The 24,308-nt window shown below is 64.9% G+C and carries 20 protein-coding genes and 5 pseudogenes; 1 reads left to right on the forward strand and 24 read right to left on the reverse strand.

Annotated features, from left to right (window positions below; all coding sequences use genetic code 11):
* Positions 1-7 precede the first annotated feature (7 nt).
* The 13 genes and pseudogenes from lipB to ACFQDL_RS08420 all read right to left on the reverse strand — a co-directional run bounded on the left by lipB (position 8) and on the right by ACFQDL_RS08420 (position 10,872).
* The gene (gene lipB, locus ACFQDL_RS08360; RefSeq protein WP_379908606.1) at positions 8-685 is read right to left on the reverse strand and encodes a lipoyl(octanoyl) transferase LipB; all 678 of its coding nucleotides are present in this window, start codon (positions 683-685) and stop codon (positions 8-10) included.
* A complete protein-coding gene (locus ACFQDL_RS08365; RefSeq protein WP_379908607.1) occupies positions 685-957 on the reverse strand; it encodes a YbeD family protein in 273 nt (90 codons plus the stop codon). The genes lipB and ACFQDL_RS08365 overlap by 1 nt, the downstream gene beginning before the upstream one ends.
* A complete protein-coding gene (locus ACFQDL_RS08370; RefSeq protein WP_379908608.1) occupies positions 957-1,814 on the reverse strand; it encodes a D-amino acid aminotransferase in 858 nt (285 codons plus the stop codon). Before ACFQDL_RS08370 ends, ACFQDL_RS08365 begins: the two co-directional genes overlap by 1 nt.
* A gap of 80 nt (positions 1,815-1,894) precedes the next feature.
* The gene (locus tag ACFQDL_RS08375) at positions 1,895-3,046 is read right to left on the reverse strand and encodes a D-alanyl-D-alanine carboxypeptidase family protein (RefSeq protein ID WP_379908609.1); all 1,152 of its coding nucleotides are present in this window, start codon (positions 3,044-3,046) and stop codon (positions 1,895-1,897) included.
* Between the two features lie 83 nt (positions 3,047-3,129).
* Positions 3,130-4,005, reverse strand: a complete 876-nt coding sequence (locus ACFQDL_RS08380) for a septal ring lytic transglycosylase RlpA family protein (RefSeq protein WP_379908610.1) — start codon at positions 4,003-4,005, stop codon at positions 3,130-3,132.
* The gene (gene mltB, locus ACFQDL_RS08385) at positions 4,002-4,871 is read right to left on the reverse strand and encodes a lytic murein transglycosylase B (protein WP_379908611.1); all 870 of its coding nucleotides are present in this window, start codon (positions 4,869-4,871) and stop codon (positions 4,002-4,004) included. The genes ACFQDL_RS08380 and mltB overlap by 4 nt, the downstream gene beginning before the upstream one ends.
* Before the next feature lie 23 nt (positions 4,872-4,894).
* On the reverse strand, positions 4,895-5,017 hold the full coding sequence (locus ACFQDL_RS08390) for a hypothetical protein (RefSeq protein WP_379908612.1): 123 nt from the start codon (positions 5,015-5,017) through the stop codon (positions 4,895-4,897).
* Between the two features lie 10 nt (positions 5,018-5,027).
* Positions 5,028-6,169, reverse strand: a pseudogene (gene rodA / locus ACFQDL_RS08395) (rod shape-determining protein RodA).
* Positions 6,166-8,085, reverse strand: a pseudogene (gene mrdA, locus ACFQDL_RS08400) (penicillin-binding protein 2). Before mrdA ends, rodA begins: the two co-directional pseudogenes overlap by 4 nt.
* Before the next feature lie 7 nt (positions 8,086-8,092).
* Entirely contained in the window at positions 8,093-8,560 is a 468-nt protein-coding gene (gene rlmH, locus ACFQDL_RS08405; protein ID WP_379908613.1) for a 23S rRNA (pseudouridine(1915)-N(3))-methyltransferase RlmH, read from the reverse strand.
* Positions 8,561-8,562: 2 nt separating this feature from the next.
* On the reverse strand, positions 8,563-8,907 hold the full coding sequence (gene rsfS, locus ACFQDL_RS08410; protein WP_379908614.1) for a ribosome silencing factor: 345 nt from the start codon (positions 8,905-8,907) through the stop codon (positions 8,563-8,565).
* A gap of 6 nt (positions 8,908-8,913) precedes the next feature.
* Entirely contained in the window at positions 8,914-9,609 is a 696-nt protein-coding gene (nadD, locus tag ACFQDL_RS08415; protein ID WP_379908615.1) for a nicotinate-nucleotide adenylyltransferase, read from the reverse strand.
* 6 nt (positions 9,610-9,615) lie between these two features.
* Positions 9,616-10,872, reverse strand: a complete 1,257-nt coding sequence (locus ACFQDL_RS08420; RefSeq protein ID WP_379908616.1) for a glutamate-5-semialdehyde dehydrogenase — start codon at positions 10,870-10,872, stop codon at positions 9,616-9,618.
* Between the two features lie 253 nt (positions 10,873-11,125).
* Between ACFQDL_RS08420 and ACFQDL_RS08425 the strand changes: the two genes are divergently transcribed.
* Positions 11,126-12,598, forward strand: coding sequence for a hypothetical protein (locus ACFQDL_RS08425; protein ID WP_379908617.1), 1,473 nt, complete (start codon positions 11,126-11,128; stop codon positions 12,596-12,598).
* Between the two features lie 119 nt (positions 12,599-12,717).
* Here the strand turns inward: ACFQDL_RS08425 and parC are convergent.
* The 11 genes and pseudogenes from parC to ACFQDL_RS08480 form a co-directional block, all read right to left on the reverse strand.
* Positions 12,718-14,970, reverse strand: a pseudogene (gene parC, locus ACFQDL_RS08430) (DNA topoisomerase IV subunit A).
* 12 nt (positions 14,971-14,982) lie between these two features.
* Positions 14,983-16,880 (reverse strand): annotated as a pseudogene (parE, locus tag ACFQDL_RS08435) (DNA topoisomerase IV subunit B).
* A gap of 16 nt (positions 16,881-16,896) precedes the next feature.
* A complete protein-coding gene (locus tag ACFQDL_RS08440) occupies positions 16,897-17,529 on the reverse strand; it encodes a YqiA/YcfP family alpha/beta fold hydrolase (protein WP_379908618.1) in 633 nt (210 codons plus the stop codon).
* A gap of 52 nt (positions 17,530-17,581) precedes the next feature.
* Positions 17,582-18,355, reverse strand: coding sequence for a phosphodiesterase (locus ACFQDL_RS08445; RefSeq protein ID WP_379908619.1), 774 nt, complete (start codon positions 18,353-18,355; stop codon positions 17,582-17,584).
* A gap of 54 nt (positions 18,356-18,409) precedes the next feature.
* Positions 18,410-18,850, reverse strand: a complete 441-nt coding sequence (locus tag ACFQDL_RS08450) for a DUF1249 domain-containing protein (protein ID WP_379908620.1) — start codon at positions 18,848-18,850, stop codon at positions 18,410-18,412.
* On the reverse strand, positions 18,847-19,209 hold the full coding sequence (locus tag ACFQDL_RS08455; protein ID WP_379908621.1) for an NUDIX domain-containing protein: 363 nt from the start codon (positions 19,207-19,209) through the stop codon (positions 18,847-18,849). The genes ACFQDL_RS08450 and ACFQDL_RS08455 overlap by 4 nt, the downstream gene beginning before the upstream one ends.
* Positions 19,134-19,481 carry an NUDIX hydrolase gene (locus ACFQDL_RS08460; protein WP_379908622.1) on the reverse strand — a complete coding sequence of 116 codons (348 nt, stop codon included), beginning with the start codon at positions 19,479-19,481 and terminating at the stop codon, positions 19,134-19,136. The genes ACFQDL_RS08455 and ACFQDL_RS08460 overlap by 76 nt, the downstream gene beginning before the upstream one ends.
* Positions 19,482-19,999: 518 nt before the next feature.
* Positions 20,000-20,533, reverse strand: coding sequence for a diguanylate cyclase domain-containing protein (locus ACFQDL_RS08465; RefSeq protein WP_379912968.1), 534 nt, complete (start codon positions 20,531-20,533; stop codon positions 20,000-20,002).
* Positions 20,508-21,467 (reverse strand): annotated as a pseudogene (locus ACFQDL_RS08470) (EAL domain-containing protein); the annotation flags it as partial. The pseudogene ACFQDL_RS08470 and the gene ACFQDL_RS08465, both read right to left, overlap by 26 nt.
* Positions 21,468-21,534: 67 nt before the next feature.
* Positions 21,535-22,314 carry a putative bifunctional diguanylate cyclase/phosphodiesterase gene (locus ACFQDL_RS08475; RefSeq protein WP_379908623.1) on the reverse strand — a complete coding sequence of 260 codons (780 nt, stop codon included), beginning with the start codon at positions 22,312-22,314 and terminating at the stop codon, positions 21,535-21,537.
* Positions 22,315-22,325: 11 nt separating this feature from the next.
* On the reverse strand, positions 22,326-24,293 hold the full coding sequence (locus ACFQDL_RS08480) for a sensor domain-containing protein (RefSeq protein ID WP_379908624.1): 1,968 nt from the start codon (positions 24,291-24,293) through the stop codon (positions 22,326-22,328).
* Positions 24,294-24,308: the final 15 nt, after the last annotated feature.

Here is a 24,308-nt window from a genome sequence, read left to right on the forward strand (position 1 = left end):
AGAATCGCTAATCCAGTCTGTTTCTGCGGAGGACGGTAGTATACCCGATTTTGCTGATCAAAATATCGCCTAATCGGCGACTGGCTTCGGCCGGATCGAGTCCGGGCACCAGACTGGCCAGCTGGGTCATCGCCATGCCCGCGTAACCGCAGGGGTTGATGCGCAGGAAAGGCTCCAGGTCCATGTCCAGGTTCAGTGCCAGACCATGGAAGGAACAGCCGCGGCGCACCCGCAGTCCCAACGAGCAGATCTTGGCATCGCCGACATATACGCCGGGCGCATCGGGCTTGGGGTAGGCCTCGACACCGTACCACTGCAGCAGGTCCACCACGCTCTGCTCCATCAGGTCCACCAGGTCACGCACACCGAGCGTCCGGCGCCGCAGATTGATCATCAGATAGACCACCAGCTGTCCGGGGCCGTGATAGGTTACCTGGCCACCGCGGTCGACCTGCACCACCGGAATATCACCGGGGTTGAGCAGATGCTCGGCCTTGCCGGCCTGCCCCTGGGTGAACACCGGGTCGTGTTCCAGCAGCCAGATCTCGTCCGGCGTCGCGGCGTCCCGAGCGTCGGTGAAGGCCTGCATGCGCTGCCAGGTGGAGGCGTATTCGACCTGGCCCAGATCCCGCAGGATCAGGGTATCGGCGACAACGGGATCGACAAGGGCTTCGGGCGCGGCCATCAAATCACCATCTTGACGCGGCCGGATGCCATCAGGTCCTCGTGCAGGCGTTTGAGCTGCTCGGCACTGGTCGCGGTAATGCAAAAGCGCACCGAGAGGAAGTTGCCTTCGCGGCTGCCCTGAATACTGACCTGGTCGATATCGAGGTCGGGCGCATGAAATTGCACCGTTTCGATGACAAAACCGCGGAAATCATCCCGGTTATGGCCAATGACCTTGATCGGATAGTCGGCACAGGGAAATTCGATTTTGGGGGGTTGCTGGTCGCTCATCACTTACTCCCCGTCATCAGCTTGCGCTGGTAACGGGTCAACAGTTCAAACATTCGGGCCCAGAGAGGCCCCTTCTCGCCATTGCCGACCGCCTGTCCGTCGATGGAGGTGACCGGCAGCACGCCACGGGTCGAGCTCGATATCCAGACCTCGTCGCCGGTGGTCAGCGCCTCGTAATCGATATCCGTTTCCTGATACTGGATACCGTTCTCGTCGGCCAGCTCCAGTACCAGCTCACGGGTGATCCCGCCCAGGATCTCCGAGCTGCGCTTGGGGGTGTAGATCACGCCCTGGCGCACCACGAAGATATTGCTCGAGGTCCCTTCGGTGACGACGCCGTCACGCAACAGCAACGCCTCGTCGGCCTGCTGGTCCCGGGCCTGCTGCAGCACCAGGATATTCGGCAGCAGGCAGGTGGACTTGATGTCGCAGCGATGCCAGCGCAGATCCGCCGTCACGATGGCGGCAAGCCCCTTCACCTCTGCCACCGGAAGCGAAGCGAAGTCCCGGACCGGCGTGCAGCAGGCGAAGATGGTGGGCTCCAGCCCCGCATCGTAGGCATGGCTGCGGCTGCCGCTGTCGCCGCGGGTCACCTGCAGATACACCGACAGGTTGCCGCCGCCATTCAGCTCCACCAGCTGGTCGAGAATAGCCACCCAGTCGCGCCCGTTGGGGATGCGCACGGCCCGCAGGCTGTGCTCCAGACGCGCGATATGTTCCTGCAGCCGGAAGCCCCGCCCCTGAAAGTAGGGTATCACCTCGTAGACGCTGTCGCCGAAAAGGAAACCGCGGTCGAACGGTGAGATTCGGGCCTCTTCGGCCGCCATGTAACGACCATTCAGATATACGGTATTCATCGCCTGAAAACACCCGGGCCGCCGGTATCGGGATACCGGCGGCCATTGATGCCTGTTAGATTGCCAGGATAGTAGAAGGTTTAGCCGATCAGGCCGAAGAAGAACAGCAGTATGCTGTGCCAGATGCGCTTCAGCATACCGCCGGCCGGCACCTCTTCCAGTGCAACCAGCGGCACCTCACGTACCGTTTCGCCATTCAGCGTCACCCGTACGCGGCCATATTCCTGCCCCTGGACGACCGGCGCTTCGATCACGCGATCCACGTCAAGCTCCGCTTCGAGTTGCTGGGTCTGACCGCGCGGCACCGTTACCGCCAGTGCTTCGCTAAGACCGAGCCGTACCTCGTCGCGACCACCGCCCCATACCTTGGCGGTATTCAGCGGCGCCCCACCCTCATAGAGTTTGTGGGTACGGTAATAGCGGAAGGCATAGGACAGCAGCTTCTGGGTTTCCTGGGCCCGCGCTTCTTCGCTCTTGGTGCCCAGCACCACCGAGATCAGACGCATGTCGTCACGACTGGCCGAGGCCACCAGGCAGTAACCGGCCTCTTCGGTGTGACCGGTCTTGAGCCCGTCCACCGAATCGTCGCGCCACAACAGGCGGTTGCGGTTGGGCTGACGGATATCGTTGTAGGTGAAATATTTTTCCGCGTAGATCGGATAGGTTTCCGGAAACTCCCGGATGATGGCGCGAGCCAGTCTCGCCAGATCCTGTGCCGTCGAGACATGCCCCTCGGCCGGCAGGCCGGTGGCGTTGTGGAAAGTGGTATTTTCCATTCCCAGGCGGCGCGCATGCTGATTCATCAGATCGGCGAAGGCCGACTCGCTGCCGGCGATATGTTCGGCCACGGCCACCGAGGCGTCATTGCCGGACTGGATGATGATGCCGCGCAGCAGGTCGATCAGCTTGACCTGGGTGCCTTCGCGCACGAACATCCTCGAGCCTTCGGTACGCCAGGCCTTGACGCTGATCTGCACCAGGTCGTCCTTGGCGATATTACCCTTGGCCAGCTCGTACTCGACGATGTAGCTGGTCATCATCTTGGTCAGACTGGCCGGCGCGAACTGCTCGCTCTCGCGGTCGGCGAGCAGCACTTCGCCGGTATCGGCATCCATCACCAGGTAGGAGGTCGCGGCGATCTGCGGCGGTGCCGGGATCAGGGAGGCGGCCTGGAGCTGACCGACCAGCACGAATGCGAACAGGAAGAAACCGAGAAAGCGTTTATAGATCAATGGATAAGCCATGGCGTTTGATTGATGATCGGCAAAAGGAAAAAGGTGCAGGGTAGACGACCCCGAGGGGAAAAAGTTCTACTCTACTCACTGGCCCGGGGCAAGTCCACCGGACGGGCCTTGCTGTAGCCGGCATCGGCGAGCTGTTGCAACAGCCGCTGCTCGGTCTCGCTGTCCTGTACCGGCCCCAGCTGCACCCGGTACAGGGTACGGCCACCATGCTCGACCGGCATGACCCGCAGGCTGAGTCCCGGCGACAACGGGCCCAGTCGCTGTCCGATCCGGTCCGCCGCGGAGGCATCGGCAAAAGCCCCGACCTGCAGATAACGCCCGGATTCGGCCGCGAGCTTTTCGGCGCCGGCCTTGACCAGCTGCGCACTGCTGGTCGCCCTGCGCGGCACGATCGCTTCGAGTTCGACTCGCGCCGTCCCCTTGCCAAGCATCCCGAGACGGTAGGCCGCCGCATAGGACAGGTCGATGACACGGCCCTCGTGAAAGGGCCCGCGATCATTGACGCGTACCACCACCTGACGGCCGTTGTCGAGGTTGGTGACCCGGACGAAGCTCGGCAGGGGCAGCGACTTGTGGGCGGCGGTCATGCTGTACATGTCATAGACCTCACCGTTCGAAGTCTCGTAACCATGGAACTTGCGACCGTACCAGGAGGCGGTGCCCCGCTCGCGGTAACCGAGGGCGCTGTCGAGCACCCGGTAGGTTTTCCCCAGCACCTCATAGGGGCTGCGGTTGCCGCCCAGGCTTTTCGGCTCGAGTCGCGGTACCGCATCGGGCACCTGCGACACATCGACGGGATCCTCCGGCGCCACGTCATGCGTGAGCGCATAACGCCCGGCATTCTCGCCACCGGCCTGTTGCTCCTGCTGCGACACCTTGCCGGCACAGCCGGCCAGCAGTCCCAGCGTCACCAGCGCCACTGCGCTTCTCAGGGCCGGCCGGCTCATCCCCGGCGGCTCCGTTCGTAGGCGTCACGGATATCCCGGCTCAGCTCGTATACCGCCATTGCGTAGAGCCGGCTGTGGTTGTAGCGGGTGATCACGTAGAAGTTGTGCAGTCCGAAGCGGTACTGTTCGCCCTCGGCGGTTTCCAGCTCCATCAGCGTCGCGGGCTGCGCCGGATCCAGATCCTTGCGCGTACTGATGCCCCGTTCGCCCCACTGCGCCAGCGTCACTTCCGGCTTGAGTCCGGCATTGAACCAGGCCGGGTCGGCCGCCCGGTTGATCACCACATTGCTGATCACCGCCTCGCCGCTCTTCCAGCCATGGCGGGCGAAATAGTTGGCCACGCTGCCGATCGCATCGGTCGGGTTGTTCCAGATATCGCGTTTCTGATCACCGTCGAAATCGACCGCATAGGCGCGGTAGCTCGACGGAATGAACTGACCGTAGCCCATGGCGCCGGCATAGGAGCCCTTGAGCGACAGCGGATCCAGCTGTTCCTCCCTCACCAGGTGCACGTACTCCTTCAACTGGCCGCGGAAGAACTCCCCGCGCTTGGGATAGTCGAAGCCGAGCGTGGCCAGCGCATCGAGCACCCGGTAATTGCCGGTTATACGCCCGTAACGGGTCTCGACGCCGATGATGGCGACGATGATCTCGGCCGGCACGCCGTATTCCCGTTCGGCCCGCGCCAGGGTATCGGCATGCTCGCGCCAGAATTCGACGCCCTGGTCGATACGCTTCTGCTCGATGAAGATCTGCCGGTACTCGCCCCAGTTCAGGCGCTTCTCGGCCGGACGGGACATCACCTTGAGGATCGACTCCTGACGTTCGGCCTCGCCCAGCAACTGTTCCAGATAGGCCCTGTCCACGCCCTCGGCCACCAGATCGGTGATCAGCGGCTGCGCATCGGGGTGGTCGGCATACCCCGGGTGCCCTTGCCTGTGGCGGTAGTGGCACAGCCGCTCTGCAATACCAGTGCCATTGAAATCATCGCGGGAACCAAGATTTTTCGCATGTTCAATCCTTTAACGACGCAGCATCTGCCGGTGGGTATGGATCGACATCATTATGCCGAAGCCTGCCATCAGCGTCACAATAGAGGTACCGCCATAACTGATCAAGGGCAGCGGGACGCCCACCACCGGCAACAGTCCGCTGACCATGCCGATGTTCACGAACACATAGACGAAAAACGTCAGGATGATACTGCCGGCCGCCAGGCGGCCGAAGCTGTCCTGGCCGCGGCTGGCGATGATCAGGCCACGGCCGATCACCAGCAAATAGAGGAACAGCAGGACGAGCACCCCGGTCAGCCCGAGCTCCTCGGCGATCACCGCGATGATGAAGTCGGTATGGGACTCCGGCAGGAAGTCGAGCTGCGACTGGGTCCCGTCCATGTAGCCCTTGCCCCAGACGCCCCCGACCCGATCGCGGTCTTCGACTGGATGATGTTCCAGCCACTGCCCAGCGGGTCGCTCTCGGGGTCCAGGAAAGTCAGTACCCGCTGGCGCTGGTAGTCCTTCATGATCATCCAGAGGCCGGGCAGCGCCGCGCCGGCGGCGGCCAGCGCCAGGAATACATAACGCCACAGCACGCCCGACAGAAGCAGCACGAAGACGCCGGACGCGGCGATCAGCAGCGAGGTACCCAGGTCCGGCTGCTTCATGATCATCGCCGTCGGTACGCCGATCAGCACCAGCGACACCAGTATATGCAGCGGCCTGGGCGGCAACGGCCGGCTGGCGAGGTACCAGGCGATCATCAGCGGCAGCACCAGCTTGGTAATCTCGGACGGCTGGAAACGGAAGCCCGGCAGCGCCAGCCAGCGCTGCGCGCCCTTGGCGCCGACACCGACCAGCAGCACCGCCAGCAGCAGCAACACACTGGCGCCGAAGAGCCAGGGCGCCCAGCGCGCCAGAAACCGCGGACTGAGCTGTGCCAGCACGATCATGACGCCGAAGCCGACGCCCATGCGGACCGCCTGACGGCTGACATAGCCGATATCCTGGCCCGAGGCACTGTAGAGCACGAACAGGCCGAAGCTGCACAGCATCAGCAGAAACAGCAGCAGCCAGCCATCGAGATGGGTGTAGGACCACCAGCCCGGACGGCTCGCCAGATGCTGTCCCGATTCGGGCATCGTGCGCTGGAAATCCCGGAGACTCATCGCGACACCTCCTGCTCCTGCACCGCCGCCTCGTCGATCGGCTTTTCCGTCGGGTCTATCCCCAGCAGCCAGGCATCCATCACCTGACGCGCAATCGGCGCCGCGGTACTGGAGCCGCCGCCGCCGTTCTCGACCACCACGGCCACCGCGATCTGCGGATCATCCACCGGCGCAAAGGCGATGAAGAGGGCATGGTCGCGATGGCGTTCGTCGAGTTTTTCGGCATCGTAGCGCTCATCCTGCTTGATTCCGACCACCTGTGCGGTACCGGTCTTGCCGGCGATGATATAGGGGGCCCCGAGACCGACCTTGCGCGCAGTGCCGCGCTCACCGTGCATCACGTCAACCATGCCGCCAATGACCTTTTCCCAATAGTCCGGATTCCTGGTCACCACATCGGATGGCGTCGGACGCGCATCCTCCAGCGGTGGCATTTCTATCGTCTCCTGGCCGCTTTCATCCCGGTGCAGCCCCCAGCAGCAGCCTGGGCTGCACCCACTTGCCGCGATTGGCCAGTACCGAGGCGGCGGTCGCCAGCTGCAGCGGCGTCGACACCAGGAAGCCCTGGCCAATACTGAGGTTGACCGAATCCCCCGGATACCAGGGCCGGTTGCGGGTCGCACGCTTCCACTCCCGCGACGGCAACACCGCCGGGATCGCCTCGGGCAGGTCGAGGCTGGTGACCTGGCCGAAACCGAAGCGCCCGAGATAATCCGACATCTGATCCACGCCCATGCGGTAGCCGACGTCGTAGAACCAGACGTCACAGGACTGGGCCAGCGCGAGATTCATGTCGACCCGACCGTGGCCGCCCCGCTTCCAGTCGCGGTAACGCCGGCCGCCCTTGCTCAGAGTGAAAAAACCCGGATCCCAGACCGTGTAGCCGGGCGTCGCGAAGCCGCCATCGAGGGCCGCCAGCGCAATGATCGGCTTGATGGTCGAGCCCGGCGGATAGCCGCCACGCAGCGCCCGGTTGAACAGCGGCAGATCGGGCGAGTCGCGCAGGGCGCTGTAGTCCTTGCTGGAGATGCCGGTAACGAAGAGATTGGGGTCATAGCCGGGCTCGCTGACCAGCGCCAGGATACCGCCGCTTTTCGGATCGATCGCCACGACCGATGCGCGCCGGCCTTCGATGAGCTGCTCGGTGATCTGCTGCAGACGCAGGTCCAGACTCAGCACCAGGTCTTCGCCGGGCACCGGATCGGTGCGCTCCAGCACCCTCAGCACACGACCGCGGGCGTTGGTCTCGACCTTCTGGAAACCGACCTGGCCGTGCAGTACCGGCTCGTAGAATTTTTCGATACCGAGCTTGCCGATATAGTGGGTGGCAGCGTAGTTGTTGGGGTCCAGGCGCTGCAGCTCGGCCTCGTTGATGCGCCCGACGTAACCGAGCGCATGCACCAGAGACTGGCCATAGGGGTAATAACGGATCAGGTCGGCCTCGACCTGCACGCCGGCAGACGATGGTAATTGACCGCGATGCGGGCAATCTCGTCCTCGGTCAAACGGAATCGCAGCGGCACCGTCTCGAAGGGCCGGCGGCGCTGGCTGTAACGACGGTGAAAGCGTTCCAGTTCGCGCTCGCTGATCGGGATAAGGTCCTGCAGCTCGGCGAGCGTGCCCTCGAGGTCCTTCACCTCCTCCTTCAGCAGCGTCACGCTGTAGCTGGGCCTGTTGTCGGCCAGCAGCGCGCCATTGCGGTCGTAGATCAGGCCGCGGGTCGGTGCCACCGGCTGCAGATGCACCCGGTTCTCCTCCGACATCGCCGCAAAGCGGTCGTACTGCAGCACCTGCAGATAGTAGAGACGCCCGATCAGCAGCCCCATCATCAGCAGCACCAGCAGAAAGGCGAGCGCCGCCCTGATGCGGAAGGTGCGGCTTTCCTGGCTGTAATCCTTGAAGCGTTCGAAGGCCATGAAGTCGCTATTTGTGGTAGGGATGACCCTGCAGGATGGTGCAGGCCCGGTAGAGTTGTTCGGCCAGCAGCACCCGCACCAGCGGATGCGGCAGCGTCAGCGCCGACAGCGACCACTTCAGATCGGCGGCGGCGACGCAGCGCGGGTCCAGGCCGTCCGGACCGCCGACCAGCAGCGACAGGTTACGGCCGTCCATGCGCCAGGCCTCGAGCTGCCCGGCCAGCTGCTCGGTCGACCAGCTTCGCCCACCGACTTCCAGCGCCACCACCCGGTCACCCTTAGGGATGGCCGCCAGCATCTGGTCACCCTCCTGGCGCTTGGCGCGGGCCAGGTCCGCGCCCTTGCCGCGATGTCCGAGCGGCAGCTCGATCAGCTCCAGCGACAGGTCCTGGGGGAGCCGTTTGGCGTACTCGTCGTAGCCTTCGACCACCCAGCCGGGCATCTTTCCGCCGATGGCGATCAGCCTGACCTTCATCGTTACTCGGAAGCCTCGGCCGCAGTGTCGAAGCTCCAGAGGCGCTCGAGATCGTAGAAGCTGCGGGCATCCGGCATCATCACATGCACCACCAGGTCACCGAGATCCACCAGCACCCAGTCGCCGGTTTCCTGACCTTCGGTTCCGAGGGGGCGCAGCCCCGCTTCCTTGACCTTCTCGATCACCTCGTCGGCAATCGAGTTGACGTGCCGACGGGACGTGCCGCTGGCGACCAGCATGAAGTCGGTGACGCTGGACTTTCCCTGTACATCCAGCAATACGACCTCTTTGGCCTTCATGTCTTCCAGCGCCTGCTGCGCCACCTTGATCAGTTGATCGATCTGCATCTTCGGTTAACTACCCTCGTTAAGACCGTAAAGCCTGTGTTGTTGAATATAGTGCCAGACAGGGTCAGGGCACAGATAGCGGGGCGACAGGCCCCTGGCCACCAGCTGGCGGATCTGGGTGGCCGAAATGCTGAGCGGCGTCAGCTCGTGCATCAGCACCCGGCCGCAGGGCATGCCGAGCACGGCCGCCAGCGACGTAGTTTCGTGGGCGCGGGTGAAGCGCCCCATGGTGGCCTGCGGTTCGTAGATATAACCGGGGCGGCGCACCACTATGATATGACAGAGCCCGATCAGTTCCTCCCAGCCATGCCAGCTCGGCAGGCCGAGATAGGCGTCCATGCCGAGCACCATGCACAGCGGCCGTTCCGCTCCCAGCTCCTGGCGCAGCGACCTCAGCGTCAGCAGGCTGTAGGAGGGCCGGTCCGAGCGCACCTCGCGATCGTCGACACCGAGCGCCGGTTCGTCCGCCACCGCCAGCCGCACCATCTCGAGCCGCTGCTCCGATGTCGTGCCGGGGGCATCGCGGTGGGGCGGTGTACGTGAGGGCACCAGCCAGACCTGATCGACTCCCAGCCACTGCTGGAGCTCCAGTGCGGTGCGCAGGTGACCATGATGGATGGGATCGAAGGTACCGCCCATGAAAACATAGGCGTCGCAGGCATCAGCGCCCTCGACGCCACGGGCGTTTCCGGTGTGGCTCATGCCGGCTTACTGGCGGATATGGCCATCGCCCAGCACCACGTACTTCTCCGAGGTCAGACCCTCGAGTCCGACCGGACCGCGGGCGTGAATCTTGTCGGTCGAGATGCCGATCTCGGCGCCGAGGCCATACTCGAAACCGTCCGCGAAACGCGTCGAGGCATTGACCATCACCGAGCTGGAATCCACCTCGCGCAGGAAACGGCGCGACTTGCTGTAGTTTTCGGTCACGATAGCGTCGGTATGGTGGGAACCGTAGCGGTTGATATGCTCGATCGCCTCGTCGAGACCGTCGACGACACGCACCGCCAGGATGGGCGCCAGATATTCGGTCGACCAGTCCTCTTCGCTGGCCGGCAGCGCGTCGGGCAGCAGGGCCCGGGTGCGCTCGCAGCCGCGCAGCTCGACGCCGGCCTGGCGGTAGACGTCGCCCAGCTCCGGCAGCATCTGCGCCGCCACGGCGCCGTCCACCAGCAGGGTTTCCATGGTATTGCAGGTACCGTAGCGGTGCGTCTTGGCGTTAAGGGCGATATTGATCGCCTTGGCGCGCTCCGCGTCGCTGTCGATGTAGACATGGCAGATACCGTCCAGGTGCTTGATCACCGGGACGCGGGCTTCGCGGCTGATACGCTCGATCAGACCCTTGCCGCCGCGCGGCACGATGACATCGACGTACTCGGGCATGGTGATCAGCTGACCGACGGCGGCGCGGTCGGTCGTCTCGACCACCTGCACGGCCGTTTCCGGCAGGCCGGCGCGCTTGAGCCCCTCGGCGATGCAGGCGGCGATGGCCCGGTTCGACTGGATCGCCTCGGAGCCGCCGCGCAGGATGGTGGCATTGCCGGCCTTGAGACAGAGGCTCGCCGCCTCGACGGTGACGTTCGGGCGCGATTCGTAGATGATGCCGATGACACCGAGAGGCACCCGCATCTTGCCGACCTGGATACCGCTGGGACGGTAGTTCATGCCGTTGATGCCACCGATCGGATCGGCCAGGGCGGCCACCTGGCGCAGGCCTTCGACCATGGTGTCGATCCGGGCCGGGGTCAGTTCCAGACGGTCGAGCATGGCCGCATCGAGACCGTTGGTCCGGCCATTGTCGAGGTCCTCGCGATTGGCCTGGGCCAGCCGCGCGCGGCCCGCCTCGATCGCCTCGGCCATGTACTGCAGTGCGGCATTTTTCCTGCCGGTATCGGCACGCGCCATCAGCCTCGATGCTTCCCGTGCGCGCTGCCCCAGTTCGATCATGTATGACTCTACGTTCATGCCCCGCCCTTGGATTCCGGTCTTAAACCTGCGCATTATACCGCTGCGGGCGAGCTGTGGCATGGAGGATTTGGAAATTTACCGGCGCATCGGTCAATCGGGCAGACGCAACGGCGGGATAGCGCCATCGAGGTCGCATTTCGGCCCCCGTGAGGTCGCGTCCGGGGGCAGGGCAAGGCTGTGCCGTCCCTGCCCGAACTGCTATGATCGGCATCTTCCTGAATCAGGGTCATGCGAGATCGGCCATCATCCTATGTCCGCAGTAGAAGTCACCCCCACCCCCGAATTCGGCAGCCGGCGACGTCGCCTGGTCGGCCAGGTCGCGCTGGTACTCGTTTGCGGCCTGCTGCTCAGCCTCGGCTATCTCTTTTACGATGCCAGCCGGGCAGCACGCCAGCAGACCCTCGACGACGGCGGCAACCTGATGCGCCAGAGCGCGGTACTGCTGCAGCCACTGCTGCTGGCGGATGACCGGGTCAGCCTCAACTACCTCGTCAACGAACTGGGGAACCGCCCCGGTGTCCGCGGCATCGCGCTGTACAACCTGTCCGGCGAGCAGGTCGCCCGCAGCGGCGACAGCGAAGGCCCGCTCGAGCGCGAACTTGTGCTCGAGCGCGAAAAGCAGGAGCTGGGCCGGCTGACCTTCTGGCTCGACCCGGCACCGGCGCTGCAGCAACGCCAGGCCCTGCTGTACTCGACCGCCCTGCTCTGGCTCCTGACGGCACTGGTCGCGCTGCTGGTGCTCTGGCTGGGACTGCGGCCACGCCCGGCTGTCACCGCGGCACCGCTAAACAACGCCGAACCGGCTGAAGCCGAGGCTGATACGCCCGAAGAGGCGCCGGCGCCTGCCGAAGAGGAAGAAGCGTTCGAAACGGACGACGAGGATGAGGTCCCGGAGGAAGAGGCCCCTGCCCCGGCTAAGAGCGAGTCCGGCTTCGATGGCCTGCTGGAGCTGCTGCGTCCGGTGAAGGAACGGCTGATGCCCCGCTTCGAGCCGTCGCCGCCCCAGGCGCACGAGGAGCCCCGCTTTATCGACGAGTCGATCGAGATTGGCGACGACGAACCGCCACCACCGAAGTACGGGCCCAAAGCGAACCCGTTGCGGGGCCGCGACGAGGAGCAACTGGGGCTCTACAGCTTCGAGCACGAACTGGAGCTGATCCTGGCGCCCGAGGATGCCGTCTACCTGCTGCTGATCGATGCCGCCAGCGGCCATGCCGAGTATGTTCAGGGCGAGGAACGCGACACCCTGCTGCAGGGCTACCTGCAGCAGGCGCGGCAGATCGCCGCCATCTACAATGGCGACGTCGAAGCCCTGGACAACGGCGACATCCGGATCTGGTTCCGCGAGCCGGCCGACGAGGACCGCCACGGCGCCAATGCGCTCTGCGCCGCCAAGCTGTTCACCCTGCTCTACCGCGCCTTCAACCAATCTCGCATCCGTCAGTTCCAGCCGGTGCTGAGCCTGCATATGGCGCTGGTGCGGGGCAACCGCGACCGCGAGCAGCGGGTGCTGGAGGAGGCGCAGTTCCTGACCCGCACCACCCAGAGCAACGAGCTGATCAGCCACACCGCGCTGACCGAGGCGCCGGAGCTCAAAGCCAACCTGCTGGACGAGGCCGACGTCCGCCGCGAGGACGAGGACAAGGTGCTGATCCTCTCCCTCAGCGACGGCTACGAAGAACTGCTGCAGAAACAGGCCAGCCACCTGCTGAGCAAGTCGTAGAGCGGGACACTGCCGCTTGCCCGAGACGGCGGTGGAATTCGCGGGCTCATTCCACCCTACGTGGTCGAATAGATGAGTAGGGTGGAATGAGTGAAACGAATTCCACCGGTGGTTTCCGGTTACTCCGCCGCGTCTAACACCTCGAGCTTGTCCACACGCTGGTAGCCGCGCGGGAGCTTGTTGCCCCGGCGTCCGCGTTCGGCCCGGTAGTGCTCGAGATCGGCGGGCTTGAGCTTGAGGTGCTGACGCCCTGCGTGAACCTGCAAGGTGGCGTCGGCCGGCAGCGTCGCCAGCGCCACCACCAGCTCCTCCCGAGCCTTGGCGCGGGCGCTGGGGATGTTGATGATCTTGTTGCCCTTGCCGCGAGCCAGCTCCGGCAGGTCCGCAACCGGGAACACCAGCAGGCGCCCCTCGCTGGTCACGGCCGCGAGCCAGGCATTCGCCGGATCGCGGATCAGCAGAGGCGGCAGGGTCTGGCTGTTCTCCGGCAGCGTCAGCGCCGCCTTGCCGTTTTTGGTCTTGCTGGTCAGGTCCGCGACCTTCGCCACGAAACCGTAGCCGGCATCGGAGGCCAGCAGCACCCGATCCTGCTCCTGTCCCGAGATGGCGCCCTCGATCGTGGCCCCCTTGGGCAGCGAGATGCTGCCGGTCACTGGCTCCCCGGCCACGGGCCGACGGCAGCGTGTGGGTATCCAGGGTATAGCTGCGCCCGGTCGAGTCGATCAGCAGCGTGGGCTGGTTCATGCGACCGGGGCAGGCCAGCTTGAAGCCGTCGCCGGACTTGTAGCTCAGCCCCTCGGCATCGATATCGTGCCCCTTGGCAGCACGGATCCAGCCCTGTTTCGAGATCACGACAGTCACCGGGTCGGCACTGAGCAGATCCTTTTCACTGAAGGCCTGGGCCTCGTCACGCTCGACGATCGGCGAGCGGCGCGCATCGCCATAGGTCTCGGCGTCGGCCTCCAGCTCCTCCCGGATCAGCTGCCGCAGCAGGCTGTCGGAGCCCAGCGTCTCCTCGAGCCGCTTGCGCTCGGCCTCGAGTTCCTCCTGCTCGCCACGGATCTTGAACTCCTCGAGCTTGGCCAGGTGACGCAGTTTCAGCTCGAGAATCGCCTCGGCCTGACGCTCGCTGATATTGAAGCGGCGCATCATTTCCTGCTTCGGCTCGTCCTCGTAGCGGATGATCGCGATGACCTCGTCGATATTGAGGTAGGCGATCATCAGGCCTTCGAGGATATGCAGCCGGTCGAGCACCTTGTCGAGCCGGTGCTGCAGCCTTCGGCGCACCACCTACGCCAGACCAGCCACTCGGTGAGAATCTGGCGCAGATCCTTGACCTGCGGGCGTCCATCGATGCCGATCATGTTGAGGTTGACGCGGTAGGTGCGCTCCAGGTCCGTGGAGGCGAACAGGTGCGCCATCAGCTGGTCGATGTCGACGCGGTTGGAGCGCGGCACGATCACCAGGCGGGTCGGATGCTCGTGGTCCGATTCGTCGCGCAGATCCGCCACCATCGGCAGCTTCTTGGCCTGCATCTGGGCCGCGATCTGCTCCAGCACCTTGGCGCCGGAGACTTGGTGCGGCAGCGCCGTGATCACGATTTCGCCCTGCTCGCGCACGTAAAGGGCACGCATCCGCACCGAACCCCGGCCGGTCTCGTAGAGCTTGCGCAGTTCGCGGTGCGGCGAAATGATCTCGGCCTCGGTCGGCATGTCCGGTCCGGGGATGAACTCGCACAGCTCGTCGATGCCGGCGTCCGGGTTCTCGAGCAGGTGCACGCAGGCCGCCGCCACCTCACGCAGGTTGTGGGGCGGTATGTCCGTCGCCATGCCGACGGCGATGCCGGTGGTACCGTTGAGCAGCACGTTGGGCAGCCGCGCCGGCAGCACCGACGGCTCCTTCAGGGTGCCGTCGAAGTTCGGCGTCCACTCCACCGTGCCCTGCCCCAGCTCCCGCAGCAGCACCTCGGCATAGGGGGCCAGGCGCGACTCGGTGTAGCGCATCGCGGCGAAGGACTTGGGGTCGTCGGGCGAGCCCCAGTTGCCCTGGCCGTCGATCAGCGGATAGCGGTAGCTGAACGGCTGCGCCATCAGCACCATCGCCTCATAGCAGGCCGAGTCGCCGTGGGGATGGAATTTACCCAGAACATCGCCGACGGTACGCGCCGATTTCTTGTACTTGGCGGTGGCCTTGAGGCCCAGCTCCGACATCGCATAGACGATGCGCCGCTGTACCGGCTTCATGCCATCACCAATATGGGGCAGGGCCCGGTCGAGGATGACGTACATCGAATAGTCGAGGTATGCCTTCTCGGTAAAGTCCTTCAGCGACAGCCGTTCGACGCCGCCTTCAAAAGTCGTTTCTACGCTCATTCAGTCAATCCTTCAGGGCTCGATATCGGCCAGGTTGCCCTTGTCCTCGAGCCAGCTGCGCCGGTCGGAGGACCTTTTCTTGGCCAGCAGCATGTCCAGTACCTCGAGGGTGCCGTCGTCATCCTCGATGGTCAGCTGCACCAGGCGACGGGTGTCAGGCGCCATGGTGGTCTCGCGCAGCTGCATCGGGTTCATTTCGCCGAGGCCCTTGAAGCGCTGCACGTCGATTTTGGCATTCCTGCGCTCGGCGCGGATGCGCTCGACGATGCCGTTCTTCTCGTCGTCGTCGAGGGCGTAGAACACCTCCTTGGCGACATCGATGCGGTACAGCGGCGGCATCGCCACGTAGACATGCCCGGCCGCCACCAGCGGACGGAAGTGGCGCACGAAGAGCGCGCACAGCAGCGTCGCGATGTGCAGGCCGTCGGAGTCGGCATCGGCGAGGATGCAGACCTTGCCGTAGCGCAGGCCCTCGAGCTTGTCGGAACCCGGTTCGACGCCGACCGCCACCGAGATATCGTGGATCTCCTGGGACCCCAGCACCTCGCCGGACTCCACCTCCCAGCTGTTGAGGATCTTGCCGCGCAGCGGCATGATCGCCTGGAATTCGCGATCGCGGGCCTGCTTCGCCGAGCCGCCGGCCGAGTCACCCTCCACCAGGAACAGCTCGGACTGCATGGTGTCGCCACCGGAGCAGTCCGCCAGTTTTCCCGGCAACGCCGGTCCCTGGGTGACCTTCTTGCGCACCACCTTTTTGTTCGAACGCAGGCGGCGCTGGGCGTTGGCGATCACCAGCTCGGCGAGCTGTTCGCCCTCCTCGACGTGGCGGTTGAGCCAGAGCGAGAAGGCGTCCTTGATGGCGCCGGAGATAAAGGCCGCGATCTGGCGCGAAGACAGCCGCTCCTTGGTCTGGCCGGCGAACTGGGGGTCGCGCATCTTGCCCGAGAGCACGTAGCAGCAGCGTTCCCAGACATCGTCAGGACTCAGTTTGACGCCGCGCGGCAGCAGATTGCGGAACTCGCAGAATTCGCGCATCGCTTCCAGCAGGCCCGTGCGCAGGCCGTTGACGTGCGTGCCGCCCTGGGCGGTCGGTATCAGGTTGACGTAGCTCTCGCAGGTCTGTTCGCCCCCTCCACCAGCCACTGCACCGCCCACTCGACGGCATCCTCGTCGCCCTGCAGGCTACCGCTGAAGGGCTCCGCCGGCAGCGCCTCGTAGACCTGGGTCGCCCCCTTGAGGTAGGCGACCAGGCCATCCTCGTAATACCACTCGTCCTTCTCCGCCCTGGGGTCGCCCTGGTCGATGAAGGTGACGCGCAGCCCCGGGCAGAGCACCGCCTTGGCGCGCAGCACATGCTTGAGCCGCGACACGCTGAATTTCGGACTGTCGAAATATTTCGGGTCCGGCAGGAAGCGCAGACTGGTGCCGGTGTTGCGCTTACCGCAGCTGTCGACGACCTCGAGCTCCGACACCTTGTCGCCGTCCGCGAAGCCGATGCGGTAGACATTACCGTCGCGCTTGACCTGCACCTCGAGCAGTTTCGACAGCGCGTTGACCACCGACACCCCGACGCCGTGCAGACCGCCGGAGTAGTTGTAGTTGTCGTTGTTGAACTTGCCACCGGCGTGGAGCTTGGTCAGGATCAGCTCGACGCCGCTGACGCCTTCCTCCGGATGGATATCCACCGGCATACCGCGACCGTCGTCGCTGACGGTCATCGAGCCGTCCTTGTGCAGAATGATGTCGATCTGTTTGGCATGACCGGCCAGGGCCTCGTCGACGGAGTTGTCGATCACTTCCTGGGCCAGGTGGTTGGGCCGATCGGTTTCGGTATACATGCCCGGCCGGCGCTTGACCGGGTCCAGGCCGCTGAGGACTTCAATCGCCTCGGCTGTGTATTGTGTCGCCATCGTGGGGATGTTCCTGTCAGTGCGATAGCTGGGAAAAGGGCAGCGCTACGGGCTCCGGCAACTCGAGCCGGCCTTCGGCGAAAGCCAGGATCGCCGGCAACAGCGCCTCGAAGCGATCGAAGCCGTGACTGCCGCCCGGCTGCACGAACTGCGGGCAGTCGCGGTAGCGCGACAGGGCCTCGCGGTAGTCGAGGGTTTCGTCGCCGGTCTGCTGCAGCAGCAGATAGCGCCCGGGAGCCCCGAGATCGCCGCAGCGCAACGCGCGCAGCTGCTCGAGGTGTTCCCGCGTCAGCTCGTAATGTTCGTGGGTGTAGAGGTTTTCGTTGTCGCCGAGCCAGTCCTCGAGCAGTTCATCCGGCGCCACCGCCGGATTGACCAGCACGGCACGGCAATTCGCGAAGCGCTCGACCAGGGCCGTGCTGTAGAAGCCGCCGAGGGAGCTGCCGATCAGCAGCACCGGCCGCCGCGGCTCGGCCTCGACCAGCGCCGCGAGTTGCGCCATCGCCTCGGCCGGCCAGTGGCTCAGCGCCGGAACCCGGTACTGGTCGGCCAGCCCCCGCCCGGCGAGCCAGTCACCGAGCAGCCGCGCCTTGACCGACGCCGGCGAGCTGTTGAAGCCGTGAACATAGATGAAAAGTGTCTGCGTCATTCCGTTCCTTGTGAGCATGGCGGCAACATCTTAACCCGAGGGGAGGCCAGGTTCATACCGTGGAGCAGTCGACGCGGACGACGCGGGATTTCAGGCAGCCATCGTCCTGCAGGCGGTAGACCCGATAACCGGGCTGCGCCAGCACCGGGTCCGGCTCGAGCCCGAAATCGTCCCGGCGCGCCTCGAACTGCACCGCGGTGGAGGGTGCGGAAAAGAGCGCAACCGTGCCACGCTGCAGGTCGTGCGTCTGATGCACATGGCCGAAAATCACGCCCCTTACCTGCGGACAGGCATCGACCAGTTGCCAGAAACGTCCGGCATTGCCGAGCATGATCTCGTCCTGCCAGCGACTGTCCACCTTCACCGGATTGTGGTGCAGCGCGATCAGCACGAAGCGCCCGCCGGATGTGGCGAGGGCCGCTTCCAGCCGTTCCAGCTCGTCAGCCGCGAGACTGCCGCCGCCGCGGCCATCCGGCCGCGCCGTGGAGTCGAGCAGCAACAGCCGCCAGTACCGCGTATCGATCAGCTTGTCGGCCAGTCCCGGCTCTCCGAACTGCGCCATCACCGCGGCCACATCGTGGTTGCCCGGCAGCCAGTGGCGCGCCGGGGCCAGGCTCTCGACCGCATCGAGCAGACGTCGATAGCTGTCCGCGCCGCCATGGTGCGTCAGATCGCCGGTCAGCAGCAGACGATCGGCATCCGGAAAACGCATCCGTATATCGGCTGCGACGGCCTGCAGTTGCCGTTCGGGATCGACGCCACGGAAAAGCCCGCCGGCCTCGGCCGGGAGGTGACAGTCGCTGATTTGCAGGAGTAGCCGGTCCATGCTCAGGGCCCGTTTAGGGTCTTTTGCCTGCCTCGACGGATCATAGGCAGGCTCTCAAACGTAGACGGGCTCGTTGTGGTGGCCATGGCTGAGACACTGGTTCAACCACTCGCCCAGGTAATCGTTGAGCTGGGCCTTTTCGTCGGGATGATGCATGTCGCGGTTGGGGTAGCCGTAGACACCGGCCAGCTGACGGCGGCTCTTGAGGCATATCACCTCGGCCATGGCGGCATCGTGATAGAGCCGCACCACCAGGCTCGGCGGCTCCAGCCAGGCCGAAACGCCCTCGTGCTGCTGTTGCACGAGCACGGTGGTGGTGTAGGCGAAACGCTCCTCGACCTGCAGGCGCACGACGACCTGATGCTGCTGCCAGCACACCTGGAATTCACGACTGTCGCGTGTATCCAGATCCGGCAGCAACTTCAGCATGCGCGCGTAGTTGGCCTCGCACTGGGCCATCTGCCGCGTCAGGTCGGGTACGTACTTGCGCTTCATTCGGTCTCCGGTTTCGCCCAGCCCGCCCGCAGGCGGGGGCGGTTCATTTCCAGCCATTGTATCGCAATGATGGCCGGGGCGTTATCTATCCGGCCGCTGCGCACCATGGCAAAGGCGTCGGACGCGGCAATGCGGTGCACCTTGATATCCTCGCCCTCCTCGTCCAGCCCGTGAACGCCGCCGGCACCGCCGGCATCGACCCGGGCACAGAACAGATCGATATACTCGCGCGCCGCACCGGGGCTGGGGGTGAAGCGGCTGATCGGCTCGATCTCGCCCAGGGTCAGATTCGCCTCCTCGACCGCCTCGCGCCGCGCCACATCCTCACCGCTCTCGCCGCTCTCGACCAGCCCGGCCACCAGCTCCAGTTGCCAGGGCTGCGCGGGTGATCCAGGGTTCCGACGCGAAACTGCTCGATCAGCACCAGACAGTCGAGCACCGGGTCGTAGGGCAACACGCAGACGGCATCGCGGCGACGGTAAAGTTCCCGCTCGATGGTGACCTCGCCGCCAAGAAAGCAGCGATGGGTCACCGTCAGGTGGTCGAGGCTGAAAAAGCCACGGAAGAGGGTTTCGTCCTTTTCGACACGAAAGTCGTCATGACCGAATTCGGGTTTCCAGCTGTCGCCCATGCCGCCCACCTTAAGGAAAAACGACACTATAGCAAAGATTGGTGAGGCGTGAGGCGTGAGTAGGGTGCAGGTAAGCGCACCGCCTGTTTCGGTGCACATCGTTTTAATCCACGGGACCCGATGTCGCCGGTGGAATTCGCAGGCTCATTCCACCCTACGCGACAGGTAGTCCTGTAGGGTGGTAATGAGCGAAGCGAATTCCACCGGTGTTTTCACACCTGATCAAAGCGCGCGGCGGGCGGACAGGTACAGCGGTCCCTGGCCGTCGGTCTTGGCCTCTTTCCTGGCCGTGGCCGCCAGTTCCGCCACATCCTGGTAGCCGGAGCAGCGGTAGGGGTCGGGATGCACGACCCCTACCGCCAGCGCCAGCAGGCCGTGGAACCGCCGTTCGCCGCTAAGGTCCAGCGCCCAGATCCCGCCCGCCTTCAGGTGCTGCGGGTTGTAGAACTCGGCGACGGACGGGTCGAAGGCCTCGATGATGCGCTCGCAGACCGGCCGCCAGTGGCCATGACGGAAGATCACCATGAAATCATCGCCGCCAACATGACCCACGAAGGTGTCGGAGCCGCCGGCGTAGCGGACGATGACCTCCCCAGGTGGCGGATCACCCGGTCGCCGCGGGCATAGCCATAACGGTCGTTGTAGGCCTTGAAGTGGTTGAGGTCGAAGCAGGCGACATGGAAATCGCAGGTGCTGTCGAGCAGGCGGTCGAGTTCCTCGTTGATCGGCACATTGCCCGGCAGCAGCGTCAGGGGGTTGGCATAGCGGGCCGTGCGGATTTTCAGCTCGGTGATGCCGCGCAGCAGATCGCGCAGATGTCCCATGCCAAGATAGGTGCCGTCCTGAGTGATGACAAAGTCCTGCTGCAGGTCCTGCTCGCCCTGACCGGTGACCCGGCGTGATACCTCCTCCAGCGACAGGCTCTGATCGACGGCGATGAAGTCGGTACTGAGCAGCCGGGAAACCGGTTTTTTCGTACAGCGCCCGCCCGTAGGGCCCCGAAAACAGCTCCCAGAGGTCGTGCCGGCGTACCACTCCGGCCGGCTGACCATCTTCCAGCACCGGCAGCACCGTCAGCTGCGGATGCTGACGCAGCAGCCGGCATGCCTCACCGATACTGTCGTCGGGGCCTATGGCGGGGGCATCCCGCAGCAGCGCCGAGGCGGTTTGCGCCGATTCCCGCCCGGTCCGCTCGCCCGTCTGCATGGCGATATGGCGACAGGCACCGACACCGACCGGCTGCGCTTCGGGCGTTCCAAGCAGGAACCCCTGGCCGTAACGCACGCCGAGCAGCTGCAGCGTGTGCAGCTCGCCCCGGGTCTCGATGCCTTCGGCGACGATGCGACAGCCGGTGCTGTTGCCGATATTGATGATCGATTTGACGAACTCGCGCTTGACGCTGTCCTGGTCGATACCCTGAACGAAATGCTTGTCGATCTTGACGTAGGCCGGTTCCAGTTCGGACCAGAGCCGCAGCCCGGAATAACCGGAGCCGAGATCGTCGATGGCGATCCAGAACCCCATGTCCTGGTAGTGACGCACCGCCTGCCGGGTCAGACCGCAGTGGTCGAACGGATGCTGCTCCGAAAGCTCGATGACGATGCGCTCCTGGGGGATCTCCAGCTCGTCGAGCCATTCCCGGGTCAACCCCTGGGGATGCCCCGGCAAACCCAGCAGCGACGCATTGATGTTGAGAAACAGCTTCCCGGCCGGGCGCAGCTCGGCGAAGCGCTCCAGCGCCAGGCGGCGGCACAGCAGCTCCAGCTCCGACAGCCGGCCGTCGGCCAGGGCGACCGCGAACAGGGGACCCGGCATGCGCAGTTCACTGCCTTCGGGGCCGCGAATCAGGGCCTCGTGGCCGATCACCTCGCCATTCTGGATATCGACGATGGGCTGGAAAAAGGGGGTCAGGGCTTCGGAGCGAATCACCTCGTCCAGAGCCCTTGAAGAATTGGACGCCTGGGAGGCGCGCAGGCTTGCTTGCATTGTGGGCTGTCACCGGGGGAAATGTTTCACAGCCTAGCGCCCGATAATGACAGCGGCATGACAGCCGTCAGTCGGCCAGTTCGACTTCGAGCAGGCTCATCACCTCGGCCAGCGGCGCCGGGCGCGCCAACAGATACCCCTGTCCCATTTCACAACGGTTGTCGCGCAGAAACGCCAGCTGCTCGTGGGTCTCGATGCCCTCGGCGACCACCTTGAGACCGAGCTTGTGGGCCATGGCGATAACGGCTGCGGCGATTTCCATGTCGTTGCGATCGTGCGGGATATCGCGCACGAAGGAGGCATCGACCTTGAGCTGATCCACCGGCAGCTGCTTGAGATAGCTGAGGGAGGAGTAACCGGTACCGAAGTCGTCGATCGCCAGGGTCACGCCCAGCGCCTTCAGCGACCCCAGAATCTCGAGCACCCGGTCTATATCATCCATGATCATCGATTCGGTGATCTCGAATTCGAGATAACTGGCCGGCAGGCCTGTCTCCTCCAGCGCCTGACGCACGGTATCCAGCAGCATGGGGTCGCGGAACTGGCGCAGCGACAGGTTGACCGCCACCCGCACCTCGTGCCCCTGATCGAGCAGCAGGCGGCCGGCGCGGCAGGACTCACGGATGACCCAGTGCCCCAGCGGCACGATCAGACCGAGTTCCTCGGCCACCGGCACGAACTCGGCCGGCGAGATCCAGCCCCGCTCGGCATGCTGCCAGCGGACCAGCGCCTCGACCGCGACCAGTTGCAGGCCGCCAAGCAGGTTCCACTGCGGCTGAAAATGCAGACTGAACTGCCGCTCCTCCAGCGCCGTGCGCAGCTCACCCTCGAGGCTGGCGCGACGCATCACCTCTTCGTTCATTTCGCGGGTGAAGAACTGATAGGTGTCGCGCCCTGGCGCTTGGCGCGATACATCGCCAGATCCGCGTTCTTCATCAGCACCGACCAGGTGTCGCCGTCACCGGGCGCCAGGGTGATGCCGATACTGAAGGTGATCAGTACTTCGTGAGCCCCCAGCGTCACCGGTGTCAGCAGCGCCTGCAGCAGCTTTTCCGCCACCTGCCGGGCCTGGGCCGGTCCCTGGACCTGGGGCAGCAGAATAATGAACTCGTCACCGCCGAGGCGCGCGATGATGTCGGACTCGCGCAGCGTCTGGCGCAGGCGCCCGGCAATGGCCTGCAGCAAGCGGTCTCCGACATCATGCCCCAGGGTGTCGTTGATCTGCTTGAAGTTGTCCAGATCGAGGTAGAACAGCGCCAGCTGCTGGCCGCTGCGGCGTACCTTGCGCAACTCCTGGTCCAGCTGTTCGCGGAACAGGCGCCGGTTGCCGAGCTGGGTCAGCGGATCATAGAACGCCAGCTGTTCGATCTGGGCCTGGGACTGTTTTTGTGCCGAGATATCCTCGCTGATGCCGACGAAATGGGTGAGACTGCCATCGTCCTCGACGATCGGCGACACCGACAGCGTCGACCAGAACAGCTCGCCGTTCTTGCGCCGGCTGCGGACCTCCCCGTGCCAGTCCTCTCCGGACTGCAGCACCCGCCACATCTCCCGGTACAGCTCGTCATCGGCCTCGTCGGCCTGCAGCAGCGACAGCGGCCGGCCCGGCACTTCTTCCTGGCTGTACCCGGTCAGCTCGCAGAACTCATCATTGACGTACTCGATATTGCCGCCGGCGTCCAGGATGATCACCATGCTGGAGCTTTGCTCCACCGCCCGGGACAGCTTGCGCAGCTGATCCTCCCGGCGGCTGCGCTCCACCGCCAGACAGATCAGCCGCACCGCCTGTTCGATCAGCTTCAACTGGGCCGGCGTCGGCAGGCTTGGCTCCGAACTGTAGATGCAGAAGGTGCCGAGTACCTCGCCCTGACTGCCCAGCACCGGCTCCGACCAGCAGGCGGCCACACCGGCGGAGCGCGCCAGCTCGCTATACGCCTCCCAGTAGGGATGCTGCTGAATATCCTCGATCTGCATCCGCCGCCCCGTCGCCGCCGCGGTGCCGCAGGCGCCGGCACCCTCGACCGCCTTCATGCCGTCCGTGGCCGCGACGAAGTCGGCGTTGAGATTCGGCGCCGCCGCCAGCCGTAGCCGCTGATCCTTGTCCAGCAGCATCACCGAGCAGGCGATTTCGGGATAGGCGCCCTCGACCATCCGCACCAGCCTCTCGAGTACTGTATTGAGCGACTCGCCCCGCATGAGGCAGTCGAGGGTCATGCTCTGCAGGCGGATACCGACCTCTTCGTGCCGGTTCTGGGTGATATCCTGCCCCACCAGCAGCAGGCCGCTGTCGCTGTTGTCGCCACTGCGAAACGGGCGACGCAAGAAGTGGAACAGCCGCGGACGCTGCCCCGGGAACTGAATCCAGTCCTCGACATGCTGCTCTTCGCCGCTGCCCAGCGCCAGCCTGTCCTGGGCCAGGATGCGCAGTGCAACCGGGGCGGGAAAAAGGTCGCTGGCGGTCTGGCCGACGACCGCGTCGCGGGGCACGCCACAGAGCGCGAGAAAGGCTGCGTTGCAGTCGAGGTAGCGGCCATCGTCGGCCTTGATGGTGACGGGATCCGGCAACGCGTCGAAGGCCGATCGCAGTGTGCGGCCGCTATGCTCCAGCGTCTCGATACGCCGCAGCAGCGAGCGTCGGTGCACATACCAGTAGAGCACCGACAGCAGCATGGAAAAGAACATCAGGCCGCCCAGCAGCAGCGGCACATCCGGCTGCCAGAACAGTTCGTCGGCACGGGCGTCGGCGGGCAGTACCGACAGCCAGAGCACACCGGCAAGTCCTCCGCACAGCCGACGACGCCGGTTCTGGCGCGCGACGGCCGGCATTCTGGAGTTCCCTGC

The organism is Marinobacterium aestuariivivens (assembly GCF_042661465.1).
Lineage (GTDB): Bacteria > Pseudomonadota > Gammaproteobacteria > Pseudomonadales > Balneatricaceae > Marinobacterium_A > Marinobacterium_A aestuariivivens.